We start from the raw sequence: 23130 nt of genomic DNA on the forward strand, positions 1-23130 counted from the left end.
GGCATGGAACACGCCATGACCTGGGCGAAAGAACTCGAAGAACTCCGCGCACGCGAAGCGCTCGCCGAACAGATGGGCGGCGAGGACAAGGTCGCTCGCCAGCATTCGCGCGGCAAGATGGATGCCCGCGCGCGGCTCGCAGCGTTTTGCGATGAAGGCTCCTTCCGCGAGATCGGCAAGATCGCGGGCAAAGGCCACTATGACGAAAACGGCGACCTTGTAGGCGTTACTCCTGCCCCATTCCTGTTCGGCAAGGCAACGGTCAACGGACGCCCGGTGGTCGCGACCGCAGACGACTTCACCATTCGCGGCGGCGCAGCCGATGCCGGGATCGCGCGCAAGATGGTGCAGGCCGAAACCATGGCGCACGAGCTCAAACTGCCGATCATCCGCATGATTGACGGCACCGGCGGCGGCGGCTCGGTCAAAACGCTCGAACAGATTGGCGCGACCTATATCCCCGCCGTGCCCGGCTGGGGCGATGTGGTCCAGAACCTCGATACCGTGCCGGTAGTGGCGCTGGCGCTTGGACCGACTGCCGGTCTTGGCGCGGCGCGCACGGTCGCGAGCCATTATTCGATCATGGTGCGCGGGCTGTCTCAGCTGTTCGCCGCTGGCCCTGCCGTGGTCGATGCGATGGGCTCCAAGTACGAGCAGGCCAAGGACCATGGACAGGCCAAGGAAGAGCTTGGCGGAGTCGACATTCACACCCGCAACGGGGTGGTCGATGATGAGGTCGCGAGCGAAGCCGAGGCCTTCGCCCGCGCCCGGCATTTCCTCTCCTTCATGCCCGAACATGTCGGTCAGCTTGCGCGCCGCGCTGCCTCGACCGATCCGGTCGATCGCCGCGAAGAGGCATTGCTCAGCCTCGTCCCCCACGATCCCAAGCAGGTTTATTCCATGCGCCGCGCGATGGAGATGATCCTCGACCATGGGACTGTATTTGAAATCGGCAGGAACTGGGGCCGCGCGGCAATCACCGCCCTCGCCCGGCTTGATGGATATCCGGTCGCGGTGATCGCCAGCGACCCGAGCTATCTCGGCGGATCGTGGGAGGCCAAGACCAGCGAGAAGGTCGAACGGTTCGTGAAGCTCGCCGACCAGTTCCGCTTGCCCGTCGTCCATCTGGTCGACAATCCCGGCTTCATGATCGGGCGCGAAGCGGAAATGGCGGGGACGATCCGCTACGGCGTGCAGGCCATGAACGCGATCTATGAGGCGACCGTCCCACTCGCGAGCATCGTGCTGCGCCGCGCCTATGGGATCGCAGGCAGCGCAATGAGCAATGCCGAGCGGTATCAGTACCGGTTCTGCTGGCCTTCAGGAGACTGGGGCAGCCTGCCGATCGCGGGCGGGCTGGAGGTCGCCTACAAATCCGAACTCGAAGCCAGCGAAGATCCAGCGGCAGAGCTGGAGGCGATCAAGGAGAGACTGGCCAAGGTGACATCGCCGTTCCGATCCGCCGAGCGCTTCAACGTCGAAGACATCATCGACCCACGCGACACGCGGCCTTTGCTGTGCGAATTTGCGGAACTGGCGTGGCGAAAGCTGGAGAGCGAGGCTTAGTCTGTTGGCGCATTGGGGCGTGTAAACAGCACGCCCTTTTCGCTGAACAGGATAAAGCCAAGGCCTACGAGCCCGCAAACCAGCATCGCCAATGCCAGCGGACCGGACGTCCCATCATATTGGTAGCCGATGAAGGCACCCAAGATGGCGCCCGTTCCCATCCGCAAAGCCGTGTGCGCGCTGCTCGCTGCGCCTGCGATATGGCCGAAGGGCTGCATCGCGATCGATGAAAAGTTTGACCCGATGAAGCCCAACATCGCCATGTTCAGGCTGAGCAAGATCACGAATTCCGTCAGCCCTTGCGGTTGATTGCTGGCGGACCACCACATCACGCAGCTGATCACGATGAAGCACAGCAAGGCCGTGTGTCCTACACGCCGCGCGCCGAACCGTTCGACAATCCGCGAATTGGTGAAATTGGCGACAACCATACCGACCACTGCCCCGCCAAAGATGATTGCGAAATAATCGCCCATGCCAAACGCTTCGCCGATCAACTGCTGCGAGGAATTCAGGAACCCGAACAGGCTGCCGAACACCAACGCGCTACCGATAACATAGCCGATCGAGCAGCGCACCGAGACTGCCTCGCGCATGTTGCGCAATATGGTTGGCGGATCGATTTCCTGCACATTCTCCGGCGCGAGACTTTCCGGAAGCCTGATCCATACCCAGCCGCCGACGATCACGCCCATTAGAGCCATCGCGCCAAAGATTGCGCGCCAGCCTGCGACCATCATGATCCCCTGCCCGACCGCAGGAGCGAGGATCGGAACCAGCAGGAATATCATCATGATCAGGCTCATTAGTCGCGCCATGCGATCCCCACCGACATGATCGCGCACAATCGCGGCGGGAACCACGCTCAAGCCAGCACAGCAAATCCCCTGAACGACTCTCAAAGCGACGAGGCCCCAGAAATTGCTGATCAAGGCGCAGGCAAGCGATAGGACAATGTAGGCAATCAGGCCAACAGCAAGCACAGGTCTGCGCCCGAACCGATCGGCAAATGCACCCGGGAAGAAGGCACCGATCCCCGCACCGAGAAAATAGGAACTGATCACCAGTTGGCGGTCGTTCCCACCCGCGCCCATTTCCTCCGCCATCTGGCCGAGCGCAGGCAACATGGCATCGATGCCGAAAGCCTGCAGGCTCATCAGCAGCGCCATCAACACAATCATTTCCCGCTCGCCCAGCTGGCGGGTAGTCGAGGCGGTGCTTGCAGTCACTAAAGGTCCTTGGGCGCAACCGATCGATAAGGAAAGCGCGATTTTGGTGAGCCCTTGAAGCGATCGTTCTCGTGATAGGTTCCGAACACGCACAAACCTGACTATCATTGCCGCATGTCGGATGCGCAGCTGAGGGATAGTGAAGACGGCGAGGCAGTGGGCCTGCGCAAGATCATACATGTCGATATGGATGCGTTCTTCGCCAGCGTCGAACAGCGCGACAATCCGGAGCTGCGCGGCAAGCCGGTGGCTGTCGGTGGGTCGGGCGGGCGCGGTGTGGTCGCGGCGGCGAGTTATGAAGCGCGCAAATTCGGGGTGAAAAGCGCGATGCCATCAGTCACGGCCAAACGATTGTGTCCCGATCTGATCTTCGTGAAGCATCGCTTCGACGCCTACAAGGAAGCCAGTCGGCAAATCCGGGCGGTGTTCGAGCATCACACGCCGCATGTCGAACCACTCAGTCTCGATGAGGCCTATCTCGATGTGACCGAAGACCGGCTTGGTATCGGCAGCGCCACGCGCATCGCTGAATTGATCCGGCAGGAAATCCGTGCCAAGACACAGCTGACCGCAAGCGCGGGGGTCAGCTACAACAAATTTCTCGCGAAGCTCGCCAGCGATCAGAACAAACCCGATGGCATGTGCATCATTCGCCCTGGGCAGGGTGCGGATTTCGTAGCAGGGCTGCCAATCCGCCGGTTCCACGGGGTCGGTCCCAAGGCCGAGGAGAAGATGAAACGACTGGGGATCGAGACCGGGGCAGACCTTGCGGCGAAGGATATCGAATTCCTGCGCGCCAATTTCGGATCATTCTCCGATTACCTTTACCGCGCCGCGCGAGGGATCGACCTGCGTCCCGTCCGGGCGCATCGCATCCGCAAATCCGTGGGTGGGGAACGGACTTTCAGCGACGACATCTCGAGCGGTGCGCAACTGCGCGAGACGCTGGAGAATACGATAGACTATGTTTGGGACAGCATCGAGCGCACCAAGGCGCGTGGGCGCACCGTTACGCTCAAGATGAAGTTCACCGATTTTCAGAACATGACCCGTTCAAAATCGGTCTCGCACTGGATCGAAACGAAGGAGGAGTTTGGGCGGTTGAGCCGCGAACTCCTTGAGGAAGCACTCCCCTTGCCAATGCCGATCCGGCTGATGGGACTGACGCTCTCAAACCTGGACCATGGGGACGCCGAGGACGCGCCGCAAAAGGATGATGCTCAGCTTTCGCTACTGTGAGCTACCGTCACCTGCACCGCGTTTGCGCCATATCTCGATCCGCGCGCGGGTAATCCGGCCCAGTGGCTCTGGGAGCGAGTGCGAAGGGAAGAACCGCGCTTCGATCACTTCCCGTCTGTCAGGTTTGGGTCGTGCGTCAGTGATCGCTGCGAACAGATAGGCGGTGTGCTTCGAACCAGAGACCACCTCGTTGGAAACGCTCAACTCCCGCATCTTGCCTAACGTAATGCCGAGCTCTTCCTTCACTTCACGCCTGGCAGCATCTTCGGGATCTTCGCCGCGATTGATGCCGCCGCCGGGCAGCGCCCAGACCTTCGGCCCGTAAGAATGGCGGAGCAGCAACACACCTCCTGAGAGGTTGCTTATGACGACAGCACACCCAGCAAGGTCAACCTTGCGCCAGCGCCTCGAGCGATGACGGATACCAAATGCGAGCGGTAGCAGCGCCCGGTGAATGGGCGCCGGGAGTAGCCTTTCGATCAGGTGAAGCATGTGATTGCGAGATTGTCTCGCTTGTCCGCCGCTCTCAGCAGGCGGGCGATTGGCAGATCGTGCTCACCAGCAAGAGCAGCATCGAACACGGCGCGTTTCTCCCCTCCGCGCATAACGAAAATCATCCGCTCGCATTGGAGCAATGCGGGCATGGTCAGCGTAATCCGGTCAAAGGGGGCTTCTGGTGGCAGCGGATCGGGCGTCAGGCGGCGCACTTGCTGCGGATCATCGACTTGCGGATCGGTGTTGGGGAACAGCGACGCAATATGCCCGTCAGCGCCCATACCCAGCCACACCAACCAAAATGATGGCGGCGTTGCATCGGCTTCCAAAGCGATGACGCGCGCACCGACCGGCTCGAACACTTTGCGGATCTTGCCAGTGTTGGACGCGGAATGATCCTCCGGAACCACCCGATCATCGCCAGGCCAAATGTCGAGCCGGGCAAAATCCAGGTCGCGGGTCACGAGCGCTTCGAAGATCGGAAACGGGGTCGATCCACCCGGAACCGCGATGGCAACGCGCTCATCAGTACCGGCCAGAGCGGCACGGAGCTCGGTTTCCAGCCAGTCGGCAATGGCCGGATTGTCGGCGTTTTCTTGAAATTTGATCTGTCCCATCAGCCCCGCATAGCAAAAGGGCCGCTCCCGGCTAACCGGAAACGGCCCTTTTTGTACAAGACGCTTAGCCGCGCATTCGTATTTCTTATCCGAGGATCGAGGTGAGGAACCACACGCGCTCTTCGGCCATGTCGGTCCAGTCGTCGATCAGACCATCGGTGGCGTTGTCGCCAGCGGCTTCGGCGGTTTCCTTCATGCTCTTGAGACGGTCGACCATCTTCTGGTTGTCTTCGCGCAATTCGGCGATCATGTCCTCAGCCGAAAGCGTGGCCTTGTCCTGATCCTTCACCTGCGTGTGCTGGGCAATCATGCCGACCGAAGTGATGGTATCACCGCCCAACTTGCGGGCGCGCTCACCAATCGCATCGATCTGGTCGCGGATTTCAATCGCCTGCTCGTCGAACAGCAGGTGCAGGTCGCGGAAACGCGGTCCCTTCACATGCCAGTGAAAGTTCTTCGTCTTAACGTAGAGCGCGAAATGATCGGCCAGCAGGCCATTGATTTCGGCAACCATTTGGGTCTTGGCGTTGTTGTTTGGGTCAAGCATTCTTGATCTCCTGATTGAGTGTTCTGCGCCCAAAAGTCGGGGAACGGGGCGCGCCTGATATGTTCACTCAATCAACGGACTTGGAGGGAATAGGTTTCGAGAAATTCCAGATCGCACAGATCGAACAAAGCGATCACAGGAACGTGAAACGAGCATTCAATCCGATCACTAGTGCCGCAACGATCAAACACAAGGCTATGGTCAGACGGATCGGACGAAGCGGGATCCTGGTTTCCAAATCCGACCCCATCGACCAGCCCAATGCCAATGCGGCGAACCCGCCAATTGTACCGCCAATAATGGTCACCAGCGGATAGGTTGCTTCGGCTGCCAGAGCAAAGATGACAAACCGCGCAGCGTCGCCGATCTGGCGCGCCAGCAACACCAACCCGATCGCGCCATAGGATCGTGTCGGTTCGTCCATCGCCTTCATCTTGACCGGCCATGCGAGCTCGAAAGCGGCGATTGCGAGCGCGAAAGCCACCAGCATATTGGCGGCGCGCGGCGGCAGGATATCGGCCATGGTCGATCCCGCAAACGCCATGACGCCCGCGCTCACCAACGCGCACAGCCCACCAAGCACAAGCAGTTGGGTCGAGCGCTCAAGCGTGGAGGACAGGCGCGCAACCAGCACCTGATCGCGCCCGCCCAGCGCAATGGCGAAGATCAGCAGCATCGAGAAAAGGAACGAGTCCATGCGCACGCCCCTAGCACGCAAGGCTTTCCGCATTGCAAAGCCAATAGCTGAGTTTTCCAACCACTTTCGCGAGGTTGCAGTCTGACAGGGTCCGGTTAGTCAGGCATCGAAGCTAGGAGTTGGGGAGAATTGCGGATGAAGCTCGAAACAGGAATGGCAGCGGTGGTAACAGGCGGCGCATCAGGATTGGGCCGTGCAAGCGCCGCCGCTCTGGCCGAGCAAGGGCTCAAGGTCGCAATCTTCGATATCAATGATGCGGACGGCGAAGAACACGCCGCAGCAATTGGCGGGACCTTCCACCATGTCGACATTACGGATGAGGCCAGCGTCGAAGCAGGCTTTGCCGCTGCTCGCGCCGCCAATGGTCAGGAACGCGTCACCATCCACTGCGCGATGGCAAGCAAGCGCGGGAAAACGATAGGCTTCGACAAGGCAACCGGCGGCTACAAGCGTCTGCCAACCGAAGACTACGCGTTCGGTGCCGAGGGTATCCTGGTCGCAAGCTACCGTGTCGCCAGCATGTCGGCGCTGGGGATGGCCAATTCCGACCCGGTGAATGACGATGGCGAACGGGGATCGATCACACTGACTGCGAGTGTTGCGGCGCAGGACGGGCAGATCGGGCAGGTGATCTATGGCAGTTGCAAATCGGGTGTGAACGGACTCGTTCTGCCGATGGCGCGCGATCTGATGGAACTTGGCATCCGGGTGAACTCGGTGATGCCGGGGATCTTCGCCACGCCGCTGATGCTGGGGATGAAGGATCGGAACCCGCAAATGTGGGACCAGCTCAACGCCAGCGTCCCGTTTCCTAAGCGGCTGGGGGAGCCGGAAGAATTTGCCTCACTGATCTGTGAGATTGCGCGGAACAGCTACATAAACGGGCATCAGTTCCGCTTGGACGGGGCGATCCGGATGCCGCCGAAGTAGTCTCAAACGGGCTTGGGTCTTTGAGAAGTCTTACGCGAACAGGCTCGGACTGGCTGGAATAATGGCTGCGGCATAGAGCACGGCGGACAGGCCGACCGAGATGAAGGCTGCGAGGACGTGGGTACGGGGGTCGGTGGCGAACATGGGGGGGCTCCTGTGGGTGGGTCTGAGTGTCAAACTCAGGCGAAAAGACCGGGGCTGGCTGGGACAATTGCTGCGGCGTAAAGGACAGCCGAAACGCTGACAGCGAAGATGGCGGCGAACAGATTGGTTTGGGTTTCGGTAGCGAACATGGTTGGTCTCCTGAGGGTCGATTGAGTGGCGTTGAGGCGCTTGAGTTAGGCGAACAGAGCCGGGCTGGCAGGCAAGATAGCTGCGGCATACAGGACAGCTGAAACACTGACTGCGAAGATGGCGGCGATGAGGTTGGTGCTGGTTTCGGTGGCGAACATGGTGGGTCTCCTGAGTGTAATTTCGTTTCCAGCAAGACCGTCTCGCTGGATGTCGAGTACTTTGCAGGCACCGTGCCAAAATCGAAAATCACGAAAATTCAATGCATTAGAAATTGGGCGTGCAGGCGTCACTCACGCCCAGACCAAAGGGTTGGGAGAAATTACCAACTTATGGGATGGGTGTTTTGCGCTGTTACCGAGCCGGCGGGAAATGCAGATAGCCAATCGCAACAAGGTTCGTGGATCCGCGCAGCGCAGCGTACAGATTGGTGAACCAGTCTGAATAGGTCGACCCATTCGGCAGCCGCCCAATCAGGTCACTAAACTCCGAACCCAGATTCTGCGCGCCGGGCACTGGCGATCCCGCCCTCAACGCACCTGCGATCCTGTTCACGATCTCGGTCGAAGTGACCATATAGCGACCCCGGCCATGGCGATGGGCATCGCTGCGCCCGCTGCGACTGGTGTAATCTCCATTGGCCAGGAAGCCGGAGATCGGCTGGCCGCTACCGCCCGCGCTCATGGTTCCAAAGCTTGGCTCCATGAAGAAATCGATCTTGCCGAATGGCGGATGCCCATCCGAAAACGGATCGCGCTGCGTCGGCCGACCATGATCGTCGCGAAGCCCGCCCGCTTGAACGTTCGAATTGTTGGCCTGAAAGAACGAGCTGGCGCGCAATGTGTAGCGCACATCGTGATCGGGATTCATGCCCGGGCCAAAACACAAACAGAATCCAGGCATCACTTCGCGCGTCATTGGCTATCTCCGATTTCGCCATGCCACCAAAATTCGGCGACATGCCGAGTCTTTGGCGTCAGGGATTGCTCAAAATGCAGCCGCAGGTCTGCGCACCGCAGTTGGTCAGTAAGCGAGATGTAGGGAAAGCCGCGCGATCAAGCTTGTAACGTTGCGCCAACAACCTTGTAGCCTTGCGCCAATCAGCCGAAATCAGTCTTCTTGGTCAGACCTTTGGCCGCTGGAGCGGGTGAAGGGAATCGAACCCTCGTCGTCAGCTTGGGAAGCTGCTGCTCTACCATTGAGCTACACCCGCATTTCAGGGACTTAACGCCCTAACGCCTCGGCAGTTTACAACACGGTTTACAAACCGCCCGCGAGGCGGCGGGTCAAATCGACCACAATCGCGCTATCGTCAACGTATCTTTTCCTGATCTGATCGACTTGTTCAGGAGACCAACCCATGAGGCTGGCGACCTCGTTGTTCGTCAAAGCGGCCTGTGAATGCGCCATGATATGGGTCGCATAGGTTCCTCGTAGATCATGCAACCGCTTTTGGGTGCACTTCTCCTCCCCGGTCAGGGGATCACGTTCAACGTGCCATATACCTGCGCCATCGTTGGCGCGCTTTCGCGCATCATGAAAACTGGAGGCCAATCCGTCACCAGACCAAGACTTCCCGAAACTGTTCACGAGCACTGTCTCAACGGAAGGTTTCCTGAACCTACCACGGAGCGCCTCAAGCAAAGTATCGAGTTCTGGGAGCCGAGGGACCGAAACAGTGTATCGCTTCCCTCTTGAGCGCTTTGAGGCTGTCCTCTTTATAGAGAGGTCGCCGACTTCATCCCAGCGTAGCGCAACCAAGTCTGCTCGTCGTAATCCTGTAAGAACAGCGAGGTCTATCGCGTCCTTCAATGGCTGCTGCGCCACCTTCTTGATTGCTTCAAGGTCTTCGCTCAACCAGACAATTGAGGCTCTGCTTTCGCCCCGATAGATATTTGGTATCCCCAGAGCGGGATTTTGGATCATGTGGCCCTTCAAAACGGCCCAGTCGAAGAACTTCGACAGCACCATAACGCAAATATCGGCTGCTCTTGGCGTGCCCGACATGCTTTCCTGCCAAGTCGAAATCTTGGATTTCATTCGTGGATCATCCAGCGCACGTACCGGAACCTTGCCCCATTTGGCTTCGATCCGGTCCAGCGCGCCTCCCCACGTTTTGCGCGTGCTATCAGCAAGGTCTTTCCAGTATTTGGACTGCCGAAACGCCGTAAGAGCGCCACCCACCAGACGTGCATCAGGTTTGCGGTCGAGTTTTCCAGCCTCGGCGATCCGCGCCCAGTCATTGGCCTTTAACTTAGGCTTCTTCGCACCTTCCGAGCGGAGGATTTGCGGGCCACCACGCCACGCATAAACATACCAAACAGGTCCCTTTGCGGTCTGCTTGAGCACGAAATGAGGTGCGCCTTTCAAAGACGATCACTCCACTGATCGAATGCGCTCGATCCTTGGCGCGCTGCGTCCTTCGATGTGCGGATACTGATTGAGCGATCCGGCAGCACATCCACTGCGCAGACATCAAGACCAGCCTGTCTAACTGCATCAACAGCCCTCTTAATCTCGGCCTTCCGAAAGTTCCTCGGCAGTCCCGGCAGCTTCTTTTCTGGCTGTTGCAGCTTTGCTCGTCGCGTAATCGGCATAAATCACCCTTTTCGGATTTATCCTACCGAATAGCATCGAAACGAGCAATAGTTAAGTCATTGACTAAAAAAGAAGAACTCGTAGATTTTTCGTCAATCCAATGCACATTACTTACGCTGAACTTTGCCACCGCCCCCGCGACTGCTGACGGCATTCGAGAGAGATTGAAGTTTGCAACACGATGCAATTTTCCTTGGAGCCAACAAAGTCAGCGGTTGTCTCGAATTGTTTTGCATTTCGAGTGAGCCAGCGGATAGCTTGCAACCGAACAGGCCATTGAATTGACACAAAATCCCGCAACCTCGCCGCGACCATCGCAGTATCACGAGTTCGCTTCTCGCTATCCGGAGTTCATGCAGGAATTGGCCAAACTGCGGCTGGAGTGGGAAAGTCGGCTTAGGAAACTGTCAGCGCGATCCCGCAAGGGCCAGCACGCGGAAGTTCGCAGGTTGCTGCGCTCAAGACATCTCTATCCGCTCTTTGCGTTCCATGCGCTCAAAGCAAAAGGGCAACTCCAGCGCGCCTCTCCCTCGTCCGTTCTGGGACTGGGAAATCGCTTTGACCCATTTAACCCTGTCCGTGATGAGCCTGTCACGCTGCTCGGTCACGGCGGCGTCGGTGATACCCGGCGGACAGTCCAAGATTTTGGATTACGGCGACGAATGCACCAGTATGCGGTGAGCCGCATTCTTCGCCAGCTACACCCATTGTTGGAACGCCAAAAGCTATTCAACGGTGGGATGCCGATGGCGCTTCGCGCTATCGAGGATGCCTACTCGGAAGGTGCAGTGTTTGCTTGCGAGGTCGACTTTGTCGGCTTTTACGGCAGCATTCAATCTGATGGGTTGGCGGAGATCATGCGGCCATTACCTTCATCGGTCACGCAACATGTTCTCTGGGACGACGAACTTCGTTCTGCGGGAGCCTTCGTGGTTCCCCCTGTGTCCGTCAGTCCTGCTCCTACCTCCGAAGCGCCGGAAGGGCTTGCATTGGGGTCCGCCACTTCCCCCGTGGTCGGCGAAGTAATCATTTGCCATCTGTTGAAGGCCGCACGGCTTGCTGGCGTGGTTACTTATGCTGACAACCTCTGTGTCTACGGGCACAGCGAAGCGAGGGTTGAGGCGCGGTTACAACGCCTCAATGCAGCATTGACTAATAGCCCCCTTCCGTGTGCTTCGGGGCTTAGCGTGCGCGATGGAGGCATCCGACAATTGGTTCATCGCGAACGGGTTGCAACTTTCGGTTTCGAGTTTGCAAAGCATGAAACCATCGTGGCTCCACCCCGGATCGAGGACGAAGTGTTTCCCTTCGCTTCACCCCGCATTTCAGGCTGGGGACCGTCCAGTGCCAAAGTTCGTGAATACCAAATTGTCGTCGCTCAAACTGCAACGCTGGACGACCTCAATCGAGCAATCTCCAAGGTCAAGAACTGGCGAAGAGCCTATCCCACTTGGCGCGACGGCGATGCCTTGGAAGCCGAGTACCTTGCCTCTTTGAAGGTGAAGCGCTTTCTTCTGGCAAGATCGCGTGCGCATCGTGACGAAGCGATTACGGCAATCACCGAGGCGTTCTTTGCCGACGACAAATTGAGGCCCCATACTGACTTCTTCCCCGAATACGACGCCGAACTGGACGAGGCGGTGCAACGTCGACTTGGCGCGATCTCAAAGGCTTTACGACGCAGAAGAGCCGCAGTCGAGCCGGGGTGAACTACAGGGCGCAATGCCCTTCCCATAAGTCCTTAAAATCTGCGTCTGATGGTGCCGCAATCCGATTGCTAAATGCGATGAACGGTTGCTGCCCAGACATCCCGCCAAAGCCATTGCGTGCGTTCACGAAGCCGCAGGTAACAAGCCCATCTTTATCGGAGACGAAGACATTTCCGAAGTCGGCGGAACTTGGATCGCGGAGCACGGCTCGAACATCGTCCTTCGCTTCCGAAATCAAGTGCTCGTCGCGAGCGTTGCGCGAAGCAACGCGGCTTTGACGCTCTTCGCGCGTCTCTGAACTGTCGACCTCCCCTTCCGCGAACTGGGTTTCAGAAACGCGAACTCTGGTCTCATTGTTGCATTCAACGAAGAACTGGAGTTCGTCGCGCGTCGAGCGTTCGCTTACGTCCACATAGAGCACGCGGTCGCACTCGCCATTCTGGAGAGCAAGCCCAGCAGCTTTCCGACCCAAGCCTTCCACCTCGAACACTCTGTCACCCAGCTTCTCAAAGAGCCTTGGGTAGTTTGCGCGATCTGCTTCGCTGTAGCTGGAAATCGCGTCCGCACCGATGCGACTGGCGACTTCTTCCTCGGTCAACTCGCGTTGGGTTTGCTCGCCACTACTTGACCCTTCTGGCGGCTCCGGAAGATCACAGGTTGCGACCAGCACAATTAATCCGATCACGACCCCCGCACATCCGATCCGCGAATATTTGGCAACCTTACGCTCTTTGTCCGTTCGCGGGCGATTGATCTGTTCAGAAGCCATGCACTCAATTCCTCATTGATTTGTATACGAAAGGCTACACCCTTGAGAGTGCGGAGCAAGCAATTTTGTATCCTATAATCTGGTGACGATGATCTTCACGTGTGGTCCATCATGCGTGATGAGCCTGCGTCAAAACCTTGCGACCAACCTCCGCCGTATCCGTGCAGAGCGCGAGATGTCACAGGATGACTTTGCCGCGCTGATCGACATCCACCGGACCTATCTGAACCATCTTGAAGGCGCGAAGCGCAGCCCGACCATCGACGTGATTGAAAAGATGGCCGAGCGGTTGGAACTCACCTTTGTGGACCTGCTGCGCGATCCGCATGAAGGTTCTTGATCCCTTCCAGCCAGTTGTCCTGCGCGGCGATCCGCAGCGCTTCTTCGCGCTCGATCTGAACTGTAAGAAGCGAGTGTGCCCAGCCTTCTCGGGCAACCACTTCTTCGAGGAACACTTGCCAGCGCGCCGGATTGCCAAAGCGGCGATGTATACGGGCGTGGCAGGAACGACAGATGTCCACGAGCGCAAAGGGGCGGAAATAATTCTCTCCGTGCCGCCCATCCGCTGGCCGCTTATTGCAAACGCTGCATTGGCCGAGGGGTGGCAATAAACCTGCCAGATCGCCGATCCGGTTCTGCTGCCACACATAGATGCGCTCGCGGCCCTTAGCGCCGTTATATGGCGCTGGAACTGGCCAACCCCAGCGAGGCAGCTTGGCACCATTGCGGATCATCTCATCGACCTCTGCTTCGATCTCGCGGTCTTTAATGATGCCCGGTTGTTGGTAGGTCATTGCGAGCCTCCGCACATCTGGTCGATCTCGGTGCAAATCGTCAGCCCGCGTTGCAACCCGTTGCAAATCTGATTGGAGAGAACGAGAAGATACTCATGCGGTTGGTCGGCGCGTTGGCCTTCGACGGTCAACCCGTGCGGGTCTTCGAGCAGCATTGTCAGGCTTGCGAAGCGCTCGGCTGGATCGCTCATGCCCGATCTTCCTTCAAAAGCCGATAAACGGACGCACGAGAGCAATTGAGCCTAGATGCGATATCCGAAGGGCGAAGGCCCTGCTCGGCCAATTCGCGCATCTCCGGCAATCTACTGCGGGCTGTAGGAGCACGGCCTTTGTAGCGCCCTTCGCGTTTGGCCTTCTCAATGCCCTCACGTTGGCGAACGAGCATCAGCTCGCGCTCGAATTGCGCGAGTGCTCCAAACATCGTCAGCATCAGTCGCCCAGTTGGCGACTGGGTGTCCATCACGGCACCACCGAAGTCGAGAATGCGCAAGCCAACCTTCTGGGCTTCAAGCCGATCCAGCAGCGCAAGAAGATCAGATGTGGAGCGCGCAAGGCGGTCCAACCGAACCACGACCAGCACATCATCTTCACGAACGAAATCTAGCGCGGCTTCAAGCTGGGCGCGCTCGCCAACTGATGAAACTTGCTCTCTGAATATCTTCTCCGCGCAACCTGCTTCCGTGAGTTGTTCGATCTGCGCCTCAAGCCCGGCCACTTGGTCGAACGTCGACGTCCTCGCGTAGCCTACGAGCATATTAAGTCACTGTTTTGCATGACTTAAGACTACCCAAGTGACAGGTGCAGGCAAGGTCTAAATGCAGGAAAATCAGGTAACTCAGACCAATGCGGAGATCGCTCTTAAACTGGTGTTTCCCGGTTTGTTGGATGCACTCTCTCCCGCTGTCCGACGCCAAATAATGGGCCGAGATAGGTCCTGTTTCGGCCACCCAACGAGCCGATTTTGCGCCCTAATTATCTAGAGAGGTCTATTTCTCTGAACGCCGGATCAGACGCGAACATCGCTTCTTAAATCGGGTCATATCTATTTATGTTTGCAACCTATCGGGTCCAATGTCTGGCAAACGGGATGAGGCTGGTTTGAATCACACCATCGTTGGCTACAGCAACGATAGTCGGAATGTCTGCTTTCGGGGTGATCCTGCCAAGTTGGGTGTGTCTTACTTTGGTAGGTGGAAGCGGACATCCAACACCTCACTCTTTGATTGGAGTCGGTTCGTACTTGAACTAAAACTTGCCTATGGCATTTTCTCGGCAACCATCACTGCTTGATCATTCAGACGCATCACCGATTGCTTCGGCGCTGGAGTGGATCAACAGCGTCCTTTTTGGTCAGGTTGCGGCGGGCCTGTGTGTGCTGGCGGTGGCGTTTGTCGGGTTCCAGATGCTGACCGGGCGATGGCCACTGCGTCTGGGGTTTCGCGTGGTACTAGGGTGCTTTGTGCTGCTCGGTGCGCCGGTGATTGCGGCGGGATTTATCGGAAACTGGAATTATTACCTTACGGCTGAAGCCCAACCGTTTGCGGCGATAGAGCCAGTGGAGCCGCCTAGGGGGGATCTGGAACCTGCCGACAATAGCCCCTACGGCGGTGCTTCGTTGCGAGGTCGATAGAGATGCTCTGATTTATTCGCTATTGGAACACTGAGCGCAGCTAGAGGACTAGGCATTTGAGATGAGTGCTCTCGGCGGGCTTCTTTTTCGATCCACTAAGCATGTGGCTTTTTGCTTCGTTTGGTATTCGATCGATGGCGTCCAGTTCTAGGGCGGATTGTCGTGATGCTGTGCATCTGGGCGAGTGCGGTCGCGAGGTTCTTAATGTTGGATGCACGTGATCCTTATGCCGGAGCAACTCTATTGCTCCCAACGAAAAGGCTCTACGGCTACTTGATTTCTTCATTCGCTTGCAAAGCGGCAACGTCGTCGATGAGCCCACGAATGATGCTGCGTTCTTCCGTATCCAGTGGAATTGCTAAAGATGCTGCTTTGGTCCTAATGTTGTCCAACTCCGGATAGGGTAGCGGTGTTGACGCAAAATCGACCCACTCGTCTTCTTCGATCTCGTCAGCAAGAAGCCTCCGAAGGCGATTTGCAAGTCCAGCTGCCGCGAGTCCTTGAGGCGAGATTCTCACCAAACCCACAGTCGCAAAAATAGCGAGGCAAGTTGCCAACCAAGAAACAAACCGCCTAAGCATGCGTCTCGATGATGATGATCTCATATTTTGCCGTTGAGTTGGACGACTTGCATTGCGCTGGAGCAAACAACTTTGAGCGTACCATGGACCGCGGGACTCACTTTTCCTGTTCTTCGCAGAATTGTACTTAGCTGAATGAGATCGTCTCTTTTTTCCGAAATTGCTCTATCTCCGACAAGGCTACACGAGCGATGCTGCGCAATGCGCTCCACTCGCTTGAGAAGATCATTCCCTGTACAGTACGCAGATCTGGTTTTGTCTCGAGCCATGACTGAATGGCGTCGAAACAGAGGAAGACTGAGGGTAATTCTCGCTTCAGTCGGTGAAGTTCCTTGTGCATCATCAAAGCGACCATATTCTCTTGAAAATCGACCAAGAATTCGTCAACGCGATCGTCCAGCCGCAACGGCAAGTCTTTAGCATCGAAAGATTTTTGCAACTCAAGCGTCTGCTTACTTGGACACAGTGAGAGCAGCTCGGTTGCTTCACGGATCGGATGGAGACTCACCAACCACCTCCAGAATGGATCTCTTTCTGACCTTTCTTTGGACGGCCATTAGCGACTCTCCAATAGGGTTTGCCGTTATTATGCCTCCCACTCACGTTCTTGGTCCAGCGCATGTGTCGATCAGTGTATCCAGTTCCATCAGGATTGATTTCGCGCAGAACGTAGTTCTCACCAGCGTTTTCCGTTGCGGAGGTACTTCCGCGCGTCCATTCCCATCCCGTTGGTGTCCCAATTTCCTCATAAGCCTCCACCAAGCTACGCGAATAAAGCATAGACCCCCCCGACGCCATAACTTCTTCAATACAGGATGCTGGGGTAAAGGCCTTACAAATGTTCCCAAGATTTGAGTACGGCGAGTTTCTCTTGGCTGCGCGCCAGATCCTAGCCAAGGCGGATGTATTCGCTTTATGCTCAGCCTCCATGTCGACGATCTCTGGTCCCTCAACACCTTGGTTGCTTGTTCGCCTTTCTCCAGCTCCTTCACCTAAGCCTTCGCGTCCTGCTGAGTTTCCGCCTATTCCGCTGATACTCGTACCTGACAGGAAAGAGGCAGCAAACCGCGCTCCCCGAAAGTCTGATTCGGACATATAACCGGCAGTGAGACCTGACGGATCGACAATGTTGATTGGATCTTGGCCGCCATACCCGTAGAGATTGACGTTATCCTCATAACCGATGGGATCGGTCTGGAGGAATCGTCCAAGTCGCGGTGAGTAGATGCGAGCCTTGTAGTAGTACATGCCGAGCTCAGGCAGCCACACTTGGCCGGTGTACTGGAACCGCCCGGTGTTGCTGGCGCTTGGCTGGCCGTATTCGTCGTAGGTGTTGACGCTGCGACTGTTACTGCTGTTATTTTCGTCCGAGCGGTATACGATTGAGCCGCGCGCATCACTTTGCAGGAACCGGGCGTAGGCTGATGACACAAAGGGGCTTTCGTAGCTCACCAGCGGATCGTCGGCACCTGCACTCGGACCGTGCAGATGGCGGCGCACGAGTGTGCCGCTTATTGCAAATTCCGCCACTAGCGCATCGCCATCATGGAGGTAGCGCGTGGTAGCCCCTTGTGCGCCGCAAGGATAGTTGATCGTCTTGGACAGGCGCCCGAGTGGATCATAAAACAGTTTCGCGGCAAATGCCCCTGGCGCAACGCTCGGGCAGTCGTCGGTCGGCCCCTTGTACTTCATCTCCACGAGTCGGTTCTCGACATCGTAGAGATACGTGTACTCACCATCGTCAGTGAGATTGCCGTTGGGATCGTATGCGAACGGCACGTTATCGACCGTCGAATACTGATTCAGACCATTGGCAACGTAAGGCGCCATGTCGTTTTGCGCGCCGTCCCAGGTAAATAGTTCGTTGTCTTGCGTCTCCGTCTTGATCTGGGAGGCCGCGTTGCGGGTGAAGCTCCATGAGATATTGTACGGGTTGCCGATGCTGTCGAGCTCGGTGGAGGCAAGACGGTTGATCGGATCGTAGGCCCAAGTCTGCGTCGGGGCAGAACCCAGTTTAATCGATTGTTCGAGCAACCCTCGCGTGTTGTAATTGTAGTCGATCAGGATCTTGTTCTGAGGGTCTTTGAGTTGATCGAACTGGCCGCCAGAGCTGTAGGTGTAACTGAACGTCGCACCATCCCATTGGTGCTTGATCGAGGTACGGCTGCCCGCCGCGTTGTAAGTGTATTCGAGCAGACGCCCGCCGGAGAACGTGGTGGTATCGTTTGTGTTAGTAAGCCTTCCATAGCGATCATAGGTCGAGATACTCCCCGGACCAGTGTCGCTGTCGAAACGGGCATGCTCCTGCAGGCCGCGAATGTCGTATTGGTAGTGCACGCTGCGGGTGTGCAGCGAAGGTGTAAGCAGCCCTGAATTGTCAGCGAGCGTCTTCTCTACAACGCGATTTAGGTTATCGTAGATGAAATTGATCTGTGAACCATCGCGTTTGGTCAGCTTGGTGCGATTGCCGTTTACATCATATTCGTAACGTTCGACGTCACTGGGATTGTGTACTCCTTCGACAATCGGGTGAGGGAAATACCACGCATTCTGACGGTCGAACCCGTCATACGTCATCAGCGCCTTGTAATCGCGAGCATCGGTCATGCTCTCCATCTGACCATTGTCGGTAAAGGTGTAGCGGGCGTAGTCGCGAACATCGGGGGTGCCGACACCTTGTTCGATGCGAATGACGCGGCCTTCCGTATCGTAGTGGTTCTGGGTGATCCGGTCAGGCTCGGCATAGCCGCCCGGGGTCTGTTGGCACTCTTCGTCGTGTGGCAAAGCGAACGACCCAGGGTTCATCCGAACAGCAGTGCACTTTGTGCGGTTTAATCCGTCGTAGTTCATCTGGGTGACCGAATAAGTCGTGCCTCCCGAGATCACGACGGTCTTCCGTGCGAGACGGCGCGAATCGTAGTTCGTTTGGGCGTCGACAAAAGTGCCGTTCGCAAAGCTCGTATCGGTCGCTAGGACGACGTTGCCGGTCTCAATTCGCGCCACTTGATCGTCGGCGTCCCGGTAAGTCGTCTTTCTTGCCGGCCGGAACCCATTTTCGCCCTTTGGTCCGATCTCCCATGTACGCCGATGGAGCGCGTCATAGCGATAATAGGTCGCATCGTCAGTCCCGGGTAGCGGGCCGTCCATCGACAGCATGTTACCCGCATTGTCATAGGTGTAGTTCGTGGTGAGGGGCGCATTACCGTCAAAATCCGTAATCGTTTCGCTGGCAACCAGGCTTGTCGTGTCGACATAGGTGAATTCACGGACGAATGAATTGGCCGTCCCGCAGGTCACTTCTGTGCCGCTTGCGTCCGTTTCGCAAATCTCTTCCTTAAGCAGGCGCGGGGTGCAACGCGGAGGTCCTGGCAACCCAAGTTGCAAGAACGCAGGGCATGTTTCGCCGTTGATTGCTATGGTTCCAGACCACGTGTTTTTGACCTTGCGGCGTCTCCCTTGTTCATCGACAGGATCGAGCTGCGTAAGGAGCGATCCCCATAAGTTCCACGTGAACTCGGTGCGCTTCTGTTTCGCATCCTCAACCCAAGTAGGTCGGTAGCAATTGAAGCCGATGATCCCACAACTGGTCGTTGGGAATGCAGCCGATTGCGTTATGTCTGGAAGCGACGACGTTGGCTTTGAGGAATCGGTCCTAGATACCAAGTTTCCGCGAGTATCGTAGCTTACCGAAACGGAATTGCCCTCGGGGTAAGTGACGCCTCTAAGCCGCTGAGCACCCGTGTACTGATATGTCGTTGTGTTCCCGAGCGGGTCTGTAACGGAGTCAATGCGTCGCCGAGGCGGATCGAATTGCCCTGTAGTCGCTTGCGTGTTTTTGACGTCGATGATCGTGGTGCCACCATTCGGATCGGTAATCCGCAATTCCTCGATTGCGTCGTCTGTGCCCGGCCAGTTGTTGTCTGCTACCGATACGTATTGATAGGTCACTCCATCGCGAGTGACCGAGCGGGTGTCGCTGCTTGCTTGTCTAAAAGTATCAAAGGCGTCGACACTCTCCCCCGGGAGCCGCAGCCTACTACCCTTGTTTTCAGGCCGGGTTGGGTAGATTTTCGGCGAGCACACACATTGCCAGACACGCCCGGCAATATCGGTGACCGTGTTTCCAGAATATGTGTGCGAAGCGAGGACGGTGTCGGAGTTTGTTGCTTTTACGATCTCCGCCTTGTGCACGAACCCCCAATTGTCGTCATCGCCGTTAGAATGATAAGTGAACCTTAGCTCATAGCCAGAGGTGCTTTTGACAACGACCGGTCTGTGGCGTTCAATACCGCCGATGAACTTCTTCTCATATTCAATCGCAAGATCGCTACCGCCTGGATTGATGATTTCATTGGCAAGGAATTGATTAACAGGTTGAGGCAAGGTGCCGCTCGCCCGCCCAGTTCGCTCAATAAAGTACATTGTCCTACCGCTGCCGCCTTGGCGGTAGTGCACACCTCCGAGACCAAGAACATCTCCAGGGCCTGGCTCAACGATCGGAGGCGGGGGGCAAGCTGGCCCATCGCAAATGGGTGGAACGTTAACTGGATTGTCGAAGCCTTCTGCATTGAAGAGCATGCCTCCGGTACCGTTGGATGCGTAACATGTCTCATTGCTACACTGTGCAAACACGTCAGACGCGATACCGCCAGCATTTACCGTGTAGATATTGGCATCGTACTCGACCGTCCCATCGCCAGTTACAACCTCTAGGAGCGGGATGAAGTCTCCTAGATTGCGAAACGTGAGTTCAGGCGCAGCAGGGATAGACAGCTCAGGCATCTGAGACGTGCTGACGTTGTTGCTGACCAGATCGATGCCATTGGGGTCTTGGTAAACATCGATTGGGTCAATCTCTTGCGCCGACACTGCGGCAGTGAGACCAGCCAGAGCGCCGACACCAATCAGACTATTCAGCGATCTAATCATCAAATGCACCTGATTATGCAGTTATTGTTGGAAGGCAGTCGGTTCATGCTCTCGATTAAGACCCGCCCGGAAGCAGCCCGAGCAACTGGCACACCTCTTGAGGGGTCAGTCCGTTTGTGTTGAGAAACTGCGATACGAATGCGGGGTCATCGACATCGGCTAGTGCACACATTGATGGGCCAGCCGCTTGAAGCCACTTCTTCGCATCAGCGCAATTGGTGCGATTGAAACCTCGCCCTTGAAGAATGGATTCGTAGGAAGCCGGCACCATGATCTTGGTTGTCTGGGCCGACCCTCCTGGCCCTGTTCCGGACCGGGCGAGACAGACATAACCGTTTTCTTCGGTCGCAGCGCCGTTCTGCTGCGGACCAGAACCCTGCTGGGCGAGTGCACCGCTGCCGTATCCAGCAACAAACAGGCTGGCTGCTAACAATCCGGTCAAGGCGGCGGCGCGCCGACTACCACTCAGCATATCGCTCTCCTTAATCGGCACTGATCGTAACCACTGAGTATCCGGGCGATGCGACTACGGCGTTTCCGGATTCAACCGTCCAATTCACATGCAGCACTGCCGGCGATCCCGGTGCAGCCAATCCGACATCGGGATTGATCCAGACTAACTTGGCGTGATCTGTTGCACCAAGTATCTCGTTTGACTGGAAAAAATCGTGAAAGAAGGAACCGCTTCCTGAGCCAACCTGTTGGACGGTTACCGTGTAGCTCAACTCGATATCAAAGCCGCATCCGGCAGACGTCGGGGCATAGACACGTGGCCAAGCGTAAGTGCCGTCGGGAACAGTGAAGTCATAGGGTCCAAGAACACAAGTGACACCGGCCCCCGAGGATTTGACCTCCGTCCGATTGTCCGACTTGTCGTAGGTATATTCACGCTGCTCACCATCTTTCGATCCGCCTTGAACTTCGACTTTCGTGAGGCGTCCGAATTGGTCATACGTATACGTCTTGGTGCTGTTCTGACCATGAGCCAGAGTAACTGGAAGCGTGGCGAGCAATAAGCCCGCCAAAACATGTTTGCGACTCATAAACGAAAACCCCTGTTTTCAAGCTCAAGCATCAAGGATGATACAAAAGAGTCAAGTTCCTAAAAGTGAAGTATTCCAGCAAAGGTCGAGCGGACGCGAATTTCGCTACGGCAATCTGGCGCGTTCATCAGCCGAAAGTCTTGGTCCGAAATTGGGTCGCTAGCAGTCAGTCTGCTTCAAGTCGTAGCTAGAGCCTCCTTGCCTATGACGAGAACCTTGCAACCCGTTGCAAAACGGGCTTCGCGGCGTCCTACTAGGGTCACAACATCAGTTAGAAGCGTCCAAATGGGCACTTCCAGAGTCATGTGAGACTGGAATTGCTTGATTGCGCTGGTCCAACATGGGCAGGAGTGTGTGGACTAGAGGGGCTACGTAGCAGCAAACTCAAATCTAGCCTTCAAATCGTTCATGTGGCTCCAAGGCAATGCCTTGTGATGCTGCAACATCCCAACAACAATGCCCGGATGCACTCCAACCGAACTAGCAAACCTTTTGACCTGCACTTTCGACTTAGGCCTCGTTGCCATGAATGATCTAAATCGCGCTCTGCCAACCAAATGCTCTTCTGCCCAGTCATCGGCTTCTTTTTCAACTTCGCTGCCGTTAGTCGTATCATCATCGACGAATGCGGCGTTACGAGCATGAAGGCAAAGGTGGCCAAGTTCATGGAAAAGCGTAAACCAAAAATGGTCATTGGTCTTGTGCCGCAAGGACAGTGCGATCACAGCTTGATCGTTTCTGTACCAGAAGGCTGCACCACTTAGCCTAGTGCCCTTAAATGGCGGAACTGGGACAACCGCCACGCCTGCATCTGAACAAATATCTTGGAGCCGAGGTTGGAACACCTCCGCCTTTAGAGAAGTAAGGCTTCGTAAGTCGTCTATTGAGTTTAACAGCCTTTTCTCGTCAAACTGTGTGGTTTGCACCTGCTCGGCAGCACGTTTTGCGAGTTGAAGCCAGACGCGCACACACTCGGGACTGCTCTTGTGCGACGCTGACGTCCTGTAGTTAACCGCAAAGCGGTTATCCCACTCACTGTAGGCGCGTTCATTCGCAACCCCGAAGAATGACAAGAGCGCATCTCGTTGAGCGTGAACGTCTTTCGTGTCAGGCAGCACACCGCGTTTCTTGAGTTCTTGCGTGGGAAACTTCCGGAGCCAAGCGGAAATCGTCGAAGTCTTCTGTGTCGATTGCTCCTTATTCCTTGTGGTCGCCAAGTCCCACTCATCTTGTAATCTAGTCCATACATACGCCTTTAGGCCAGTTACACGCTCAAGCATGACAGCCGTTCTGGCTTCGACCGGATTTGTCCCCTTAATGATCGTATTGACTAACTTGGGCGTAAGATCGGCTCTTCGCGCCAACTCGGCTTGCGAAAAACCGAGGGCCTCGATGTATTCCTCCAAAAACTCACCGGGGTGCACAGCCCAATCCGGTGAAAAATCTGCATTGATTTTATCGGCCAT

At 56.5% G+C, this 23130-nt stretch carries 26 protein-coding genes and 1 tRNA gene; 6 read left to right on the forward strand and 21 right to left on the reverse strand.

What is annotated here, in order from left to right; genetic code table 11:
* Positions 1-15 precede the first annotated feature (15 nt).
* The gene (locus tag Q0837_RS11750; RefSeq protein WP_298469894.1) at positions 16-1566 is read left to right on the forward strand and encodes an acyl-CoA carboxylase subunit beta; all 1551 of its coding nucleotides are present in this window, start codon (positions 16-18) and stop codon (positions 1564-1566) included.
* On the opposite strand, the gene Q0837_RS11755 is transcribed toward Q0837_RS11750, so the two are convergent.
* On the reverse strand, positions 1563-2795 hold the full coding sequence (locus Q0837_RS11755; protein ID WP_298469222.1) for a multidrug effflux MFS transporter: 1233 nt from the start codon (positions 2793-2795) through the stop codon (positions 1563-1565). The two genes, Q0837_RS11750 and Q0837_RS11755, sit on opposite strands and share 4 nt — an antisense overlap.
* A gap of 114 nt (positions 2796-2909) precedes the next feature.
* Between Q0837_RS11755 and dinB the strand changes: the two genes are divergently transcribed.
* Complete coding sequence (gene dinB / locus Q0837_RS11760; protein ID WP_298469224.1) at positions 2910-4034, forward strand: DNA polymerase IV; 1125 nt, start codon at positions 2910-2912, stop codon at positions 4032-4034.
* Here the strand turns inward: dinB and Q0837_RS11765 are convergent.
* The 4 genes from Q0837_RS11765 to Q0837_RS11780 all read right to left on the reverse strand — a co-directional run bounded on the left by Q0837_RS11765 (position 4026) and on the right by Q0837_RS11780 (position 6390).
* Positions 4026-4526, reverse strand: coding sequence for an NUDIX domain-containing protein (locus tag Q0837_RS11765; protein ID WP_298469227.1), 501 nt, complete (start codon positions 4524-4526; stop codon positions 4026-4028). The genes dinB and Q0837_RS11765 overlap by 9 nt on opposite strands.
* The gene (locus Q0837_RS11770; RefSeq protein ID WP_298469230.1) at positions 4514-5146 is read right to left on the reverse strand and encodes a 6-phosphogluconolactonase; all 633 of its coding nucleotides are present in this window, start codon (positions 5144-5146) and stop codon (positions 4514-4516) included. Before Q0837_RS11770 ends, Q0837_RS11765 begins: the two co-directional genes overlap by 13 nt.
* Before the next feature lie 85 nt (positions 5147-5231).
* The gene (locus Q0837_RS11775) at positions 5232-5693 is read right to left on the reverse strand and encodes a DNA starvation/stationary phase protection protein (protein WP_298469233.1); all 462 of its coding nucleotides are present in this window, start codon (positions 5691-5693) and stop codon (positions 5232-5234) included.
* Positions 5694-5826: 133 nt separating this feature from the next.
* A complete protein-coding gene (locus Q0837_RS11780) occupies positions 5827-6390 on the reverse strand; it encodes a TMEM165/GDT1 family protein (protein WP_298469236.1) in 564 nt (187 codons plus the stop codon).
* A 135-nt stretch (positions 6391-6525) separates the two neighbouring features.
* On the opposite strand from Q0837_RS11780, the gene Q0837_RS11785 reads away from it, so the two are divergent.
* Positions 6526-7320, forward strand: coding sequence for an SDR family oxidoreductase (locus Q0837_RS11785; protein WP_298469238.1), 795 nt, complete (start codon positions 6526-6528; stop codon positions 7318-7320).
* A 30-nt stretch (positions 7321-7350) separates the two neighbouring features.
* On the opposite strand, the gene Q0837_RS11790 is transcribed toward Q0837_RS11785, so the two are convergent.
* The 6 genes from Q0837_RS11790 to Q0837_RS11815 all read right to left on the reverse strand — a co-directional run bounded on the left by Q0837_RS11790 (position 7351) and on the right by Q0837_RS11815 (position 9960).
* Entirely contained in the window at positions 7351-7464 is a 114-nt protein-coding gene (locus Q0837_RS11790) for an enoyl-CoA hydratase (protein WP_298469240.1), read from the reverse strand.
* A 35-nt stretch (positions 7465-7499) separates the two neighbouring features.
* Complete coding sequence (locus tag Q0837_RS11795; protein ID WP_298469242.1) at positions 7500-7613, reverse strand: enoyl-CoA hydratase; 114 nt, start codon at positions 7611-7613, stop codon at positions 7500-7502.
* Between the two features lie 45 nt (positions 7614-7658).
* Entirely contained in the window at positions 7659-7772 is a 114-nt protein-coding gene (locus tag Q0837_RS11800) for an enoyl-CoA hydratase (protein WP_298469244.1), read from the reverse strand.
* Positions 7773-7965: 193 nt separating this feature from the next.
* Positions 7966-8514, reverse strand: coding sequence for a hypothetical protein (locus tag Q0837_RS11805; RefSeq protein WP_298469246.1), 549 nt, complete (start codon positions 8512-8514; stop codon positions 7966-7968).
* A gap of 236 nt (positions 8515-8750) precedes the next feature.
* Positions 8751-8824 (reverse strand) — tRNA-Gly (locus tag Q0837_RS11810).
* Between the two features lie 47 nt (positions 8825-8871).
* Entirely contained in the window at positions 8872-9960 is a 1089-nt protein-coding gene (locus Q0837_RS11815) for a tyrosine-type recombinase/integrase (RefSeq protein WP_298469248.1), read from the reverse strand.
* A 530-nt stretch (positions 9961-10490) separates the two neighbouring features.
* Here Q0837_RS11815 and Q0837_RS11820 point away from each other — a divergent pair.
* Positions 10491-11918, forward strand: coding sequence for a hypothetical protein (locus tag Q0837_RS11820; RefSeq protein WP_298469251.1), 1428 nt, complete (start codon positions 10491-10493; stop codon positions 11916-11918).
* 1 nt (position 11919) lies between these two features.
* On the opposite strand, the gene Q0837_RS11825 is transcribed toward Q0837_RS11820, so the two are convergent.
* Positions 11920-12687 (reverse strand): hypothetical protein, encoded by a 768-nt coding sequence (locus Q0837_RS11825; RefSeq protein ID WP_298469254.1) that lies wholly within the window; start codon positions 12685-12687, stop codon positions 11920-11922.
* A 118-nt stretch (positions 12688-12805) separates the two neighbouring features.
* Here Q0837_RS11825 and Q0837_RS11830 point away from each other — a divergent pair, with 118 nt between their 5' ends.
* Positions 12806-13027 (forward strand): helix-turn-helix domain-containing protein, encoded by a 222-nt coding sequence (locus Q0837_RS11830; protein ID WP_298469257.1) that lies wholly within the window; start codon positions 12806-12808, stop codon positions 13025-13027.
* Here Q0837_RS11830 and Q0837_RS11835 read toward each other — a convergent pair.
* The 3 genes from Q0837_RS11835 to Q0837_RS11845 are packed head-to-tail and all read right to left on the reverse strand — an operon-like array spanning position 12984 to position 14235.
* Positions 12984-13481: a hypothetical protein gene (locus Q0837_RS11835; protein WP_298469260.1), complete on the reverse strand. Its 498-nt coding sequence runs from the start codon at positions 13479-13481 to the stop codon at positions 12984-12986. The two genes, Q0837_RS11830 and Q0837_RS11835, sit on opposite strands and share 44 nt — an antisense overlap.
* Entirely contained in the window at positions 13478-13672 is a 195-nt protein-coding gene (locus Q0837_RS11840; protein WP_298469263.1) for a hypothetical protein, read from the reverse strand. Before Q0837_RS11840 ends, Q0837_RS11835 begins: the two co-directional genes overlap by 4 nt.
* A complete protein-coding gene (locus Q0837_RS11845; RefSeq protein ID WP_298469266.1) occupies positions 13669-14235 on the reverse strand; it encodes a recombinase family protein in 567 nt (188 codons plus the stop codon). The genes Q0837_RS11840 and Q0837_RS11845 overlap by 4 nt, the downstream gene beginning before the upstream one ends.
* A 504-nt stretch (positions 14236-14739) precedes the next feature.
* On the opposite strand from Q0837_RS11845, the gene Q0837_RS11850 reads away from it, so the two are divergent.
* Positions 14740-15111 carry a TrbC/VirB2 family protein gene (locus tag Q0837_RS11850; protein ID WP_298469269.1) on the forward strand — a complete coding sequence of 124 codons (372 nt, stop codon included), beginning with the start codon at positions 14740-14742 and terminating at the stop codon, positions 15109-15111.
* 269 nt (positions 15112-15380) lie between these two features.
* Here the strand turns inward: Q0837_RS11850 and Q0837_RS11855 are convergent, their stop codons facing one another.
* From Q0837_RS11855 to Q0837_RS11880, 6 genes are all read right to left on the reverse strand, one after another.
* Positions 15381-15632: a hypothetical protein gene (locus tag Q0837_RS11855; RefSeq protein WP_298469272.1), complete on the reverse strand. Its 252-nt coding sequence runs from the start codon at positions 15630-15632 to the stop codon at positions 15381-15383.
* Positions 15633-15819: 187 nt separating this feature from the next.
* Positions 15820-16200, reverse strand: a complete 381-nt coding sequence (locus Q0837_RS11860) for a hypothetical protein (protein WP_298469275.1) — start codon at positions 16198-16200, stop codon at positions 15820-15822.
* Positions 16197-20621 (reverse strand): RHS repeat-associated core domain-containing protein, encoded by a 4425-nt coding sequence (locus Q0837_RS11865; RefSeq protein WP_298469278.1) that lies wholly within the window; start codon positions 20619-20621, stop codon positions 16197-16199. Before Q0837_RS11865 ends, Q0837_RS11860 begins: the two co-directional genes overlap by 4 nt.
* A gap of 55 nt (positions 20622-20676) precedes the next feature.
* Positions 20677-21093, reverse strand: a complete 417-nt coding sequence (locus Q0837_RS11870; RefSeq protein WP_298469281.1) for a hypothetical protein — start codon at positions 21091-21093, stop codon at positions 20677-20679.
* A gap of 10 nt (positions 21094-21103) precedes the next feature.
* Positions 21104-21664, reverse strand: a complete 561-nt coding sequence (locus tag Q0837_RS11875) for a hypothetical protein (RefSeq protein ID WP_298469284.1) — start codon at positions 21662-21664, stop codon at positions 21104-21106.
* Positions 21665-22032: 368 nt separating this feature from the next.
* Entirely contained in the window at positions 22033-23130 is a 1098-nt protein-coding gene (locus tag Q0837_RS11880; protein WP_298469286.1) for a HigA family addiction module antitoxin, read from the reverse strand.

The sequence above is a fragment of the uncultured Erythrobacter sp. genome (assembly GCF_947499705.1).
In the GTDB taxonomy this organism is placed as follows: domain Bacteria; phylum Pseudomonadota; class Alphaproteobacteria; order Sphingomonadales; family Sphingomonadaceae; genus Erythrobacter.

Bases quoted from the DNA above. Each gene is read 5' to 3' on its own strand.
- Q0837_RS11750 (WP_298469894.1), top strand. From the start codon at position 16: ATGACCTGGGCGAAAGAACTCGAAGAACTCCGCGCACGCGAAGCGCTC.
- Q0837_RS11795 (WP_298469242.1), bottom strand. From the start codon at position 7,613: ATGTTCGCTACCGAAACCCAAACCAATCTGTTCGCCGCCATCTTCGCT.
- Q0837_RS11875 (WP_298469284.1), bottom strand. From the start codon at position 21,664: ATGAGTCGCAAACATGTTTTGGCGGGCTTATTGCTCGCCACGCTTCCA.
- Q0837_RS11835 (WP_298469260.1), bottom strand. From the start codon at position 13,481: ATGACCTACCAACAACCGGGCATCATTAAAGACCGCGAGATCGAAGCA.
- Q0837_RS11850 (WP_298469269.1), top strand. From the start codon at position 14,740: ATGGCATTTTCTCGGCAACCATCACTGCTTGATCATTCAGACGCATCA.
- Q0837_RS11830 (WP_298469257.1), top strand. From the start codon at position 12,806: ATGAGCCTGCGTCAAAACCTTGCGACCAACCTCCGCCGTATCCGTGCA.
- Q0837_RS11845 (WP_298469266.1), bottom strand. From the start codon at position 14,235: ATGCTCGTAGGCTACGCGAGGACGTCGACGTTCGACCAAGTGGCCGGG.
- Q0837_RS11825 (WP_298469254.1), bottom strand. From the start codon at position 12,687: ATGGCTTCTGAACAGATCAATCGCCCGCGAACGGACAAAGAGCGTAAG.
- Q0837_RS11840 (WP_298469263.1), bottom strand. From the start codon at position 13,672: ATGAGCGATCCAGCCGAGCGCTTCGCAAGCCTGACAATGCTGCTCGAA.
- Q0837_RS11800 (WP_298469244.1), bottom strand. From the start codon at position 7,772: ATGTTCGCCACCGAAACCAGCACCAACCTCATCGCCGCCATCTTCGCA.
- Q0837_RS11785 (WP_298469238.1), top strand. From the start codon at position 6,526: ATGAAGCTCGAAACAGGAATGGCAGCGGTGGTAACAGGCGGCGCATCA.
- Q0837_RS11870 (WP_298469281.1), bottom strand. From the start codon at position 21,093: ATGCTGAGTGGTAGTCGGCGCGCCGCCGCCTTGACCGGATTGTTAGCA.
- Q0837_RS11790 (WP_298469240.1), bottom strand. From the start codon at position 7,464: ATGTTCGCCACCGACCCCCGTACCCACGTCCTCGCAGCCTTCATCTCG.
- Q0837_RS11880 (WP_298469286.1), bottom strand. From the start codon at position 23,130: ATGGCCGATAAAATCAATGCAGATTTTTCACCGGATTGGGCTGTGCAC.
- Q0837_RS11775 (WP_298469233.1), bottom strand. From the start codon at position 5,693: ATGCTTGACCCAAACAACAACGCCAAGACCCAAATGGTTGCCGAAATC.
- Q0837_RS11805 (WP_298469246.1), bottom strand. From the start codon at position 8,514: ATGCCTGGATTCTGTTTGTGTTTTGGCCCGGGCATGAATCCCGATCAC.
- Q0837_RS11865 (WP_298469278.1), bottom strand. From the start codon at position 20,621: ATGATTAGATCGCTGAATAGTCTGATTGGTGTCGGCGCTCTGGCTGGT.
- Q0837_RS11770 (WP_298469230.1), bottom strand. From the start codon at position 5,146: ATGGGACAGATCAAATTTCAAGAAAACGCCGACAATCCGGCCATTGCC.
- Q0837_RS11765 (WP_298469227.1), bottom strand. From the start codon at position 4,526: ATGCTTCACCTGATCGAAAGGCTACTCCCGGCGCCCATTCACCGGGCG.
- dinB (WP_298469224.1), top strand. From the start codon at position 2,910: ATGTCGGATGCGCAGCTGAGGGATAGTGAAGACGGCGAGGCAGTGGGC.
- Q0837_RS11780 (WP_298469236.1), bottom strand. From the start codon at position 6,390: ATGGACTCGTTCCTTTTCTCGATGCTGCTGATCTTCGCCATTGCGCTG.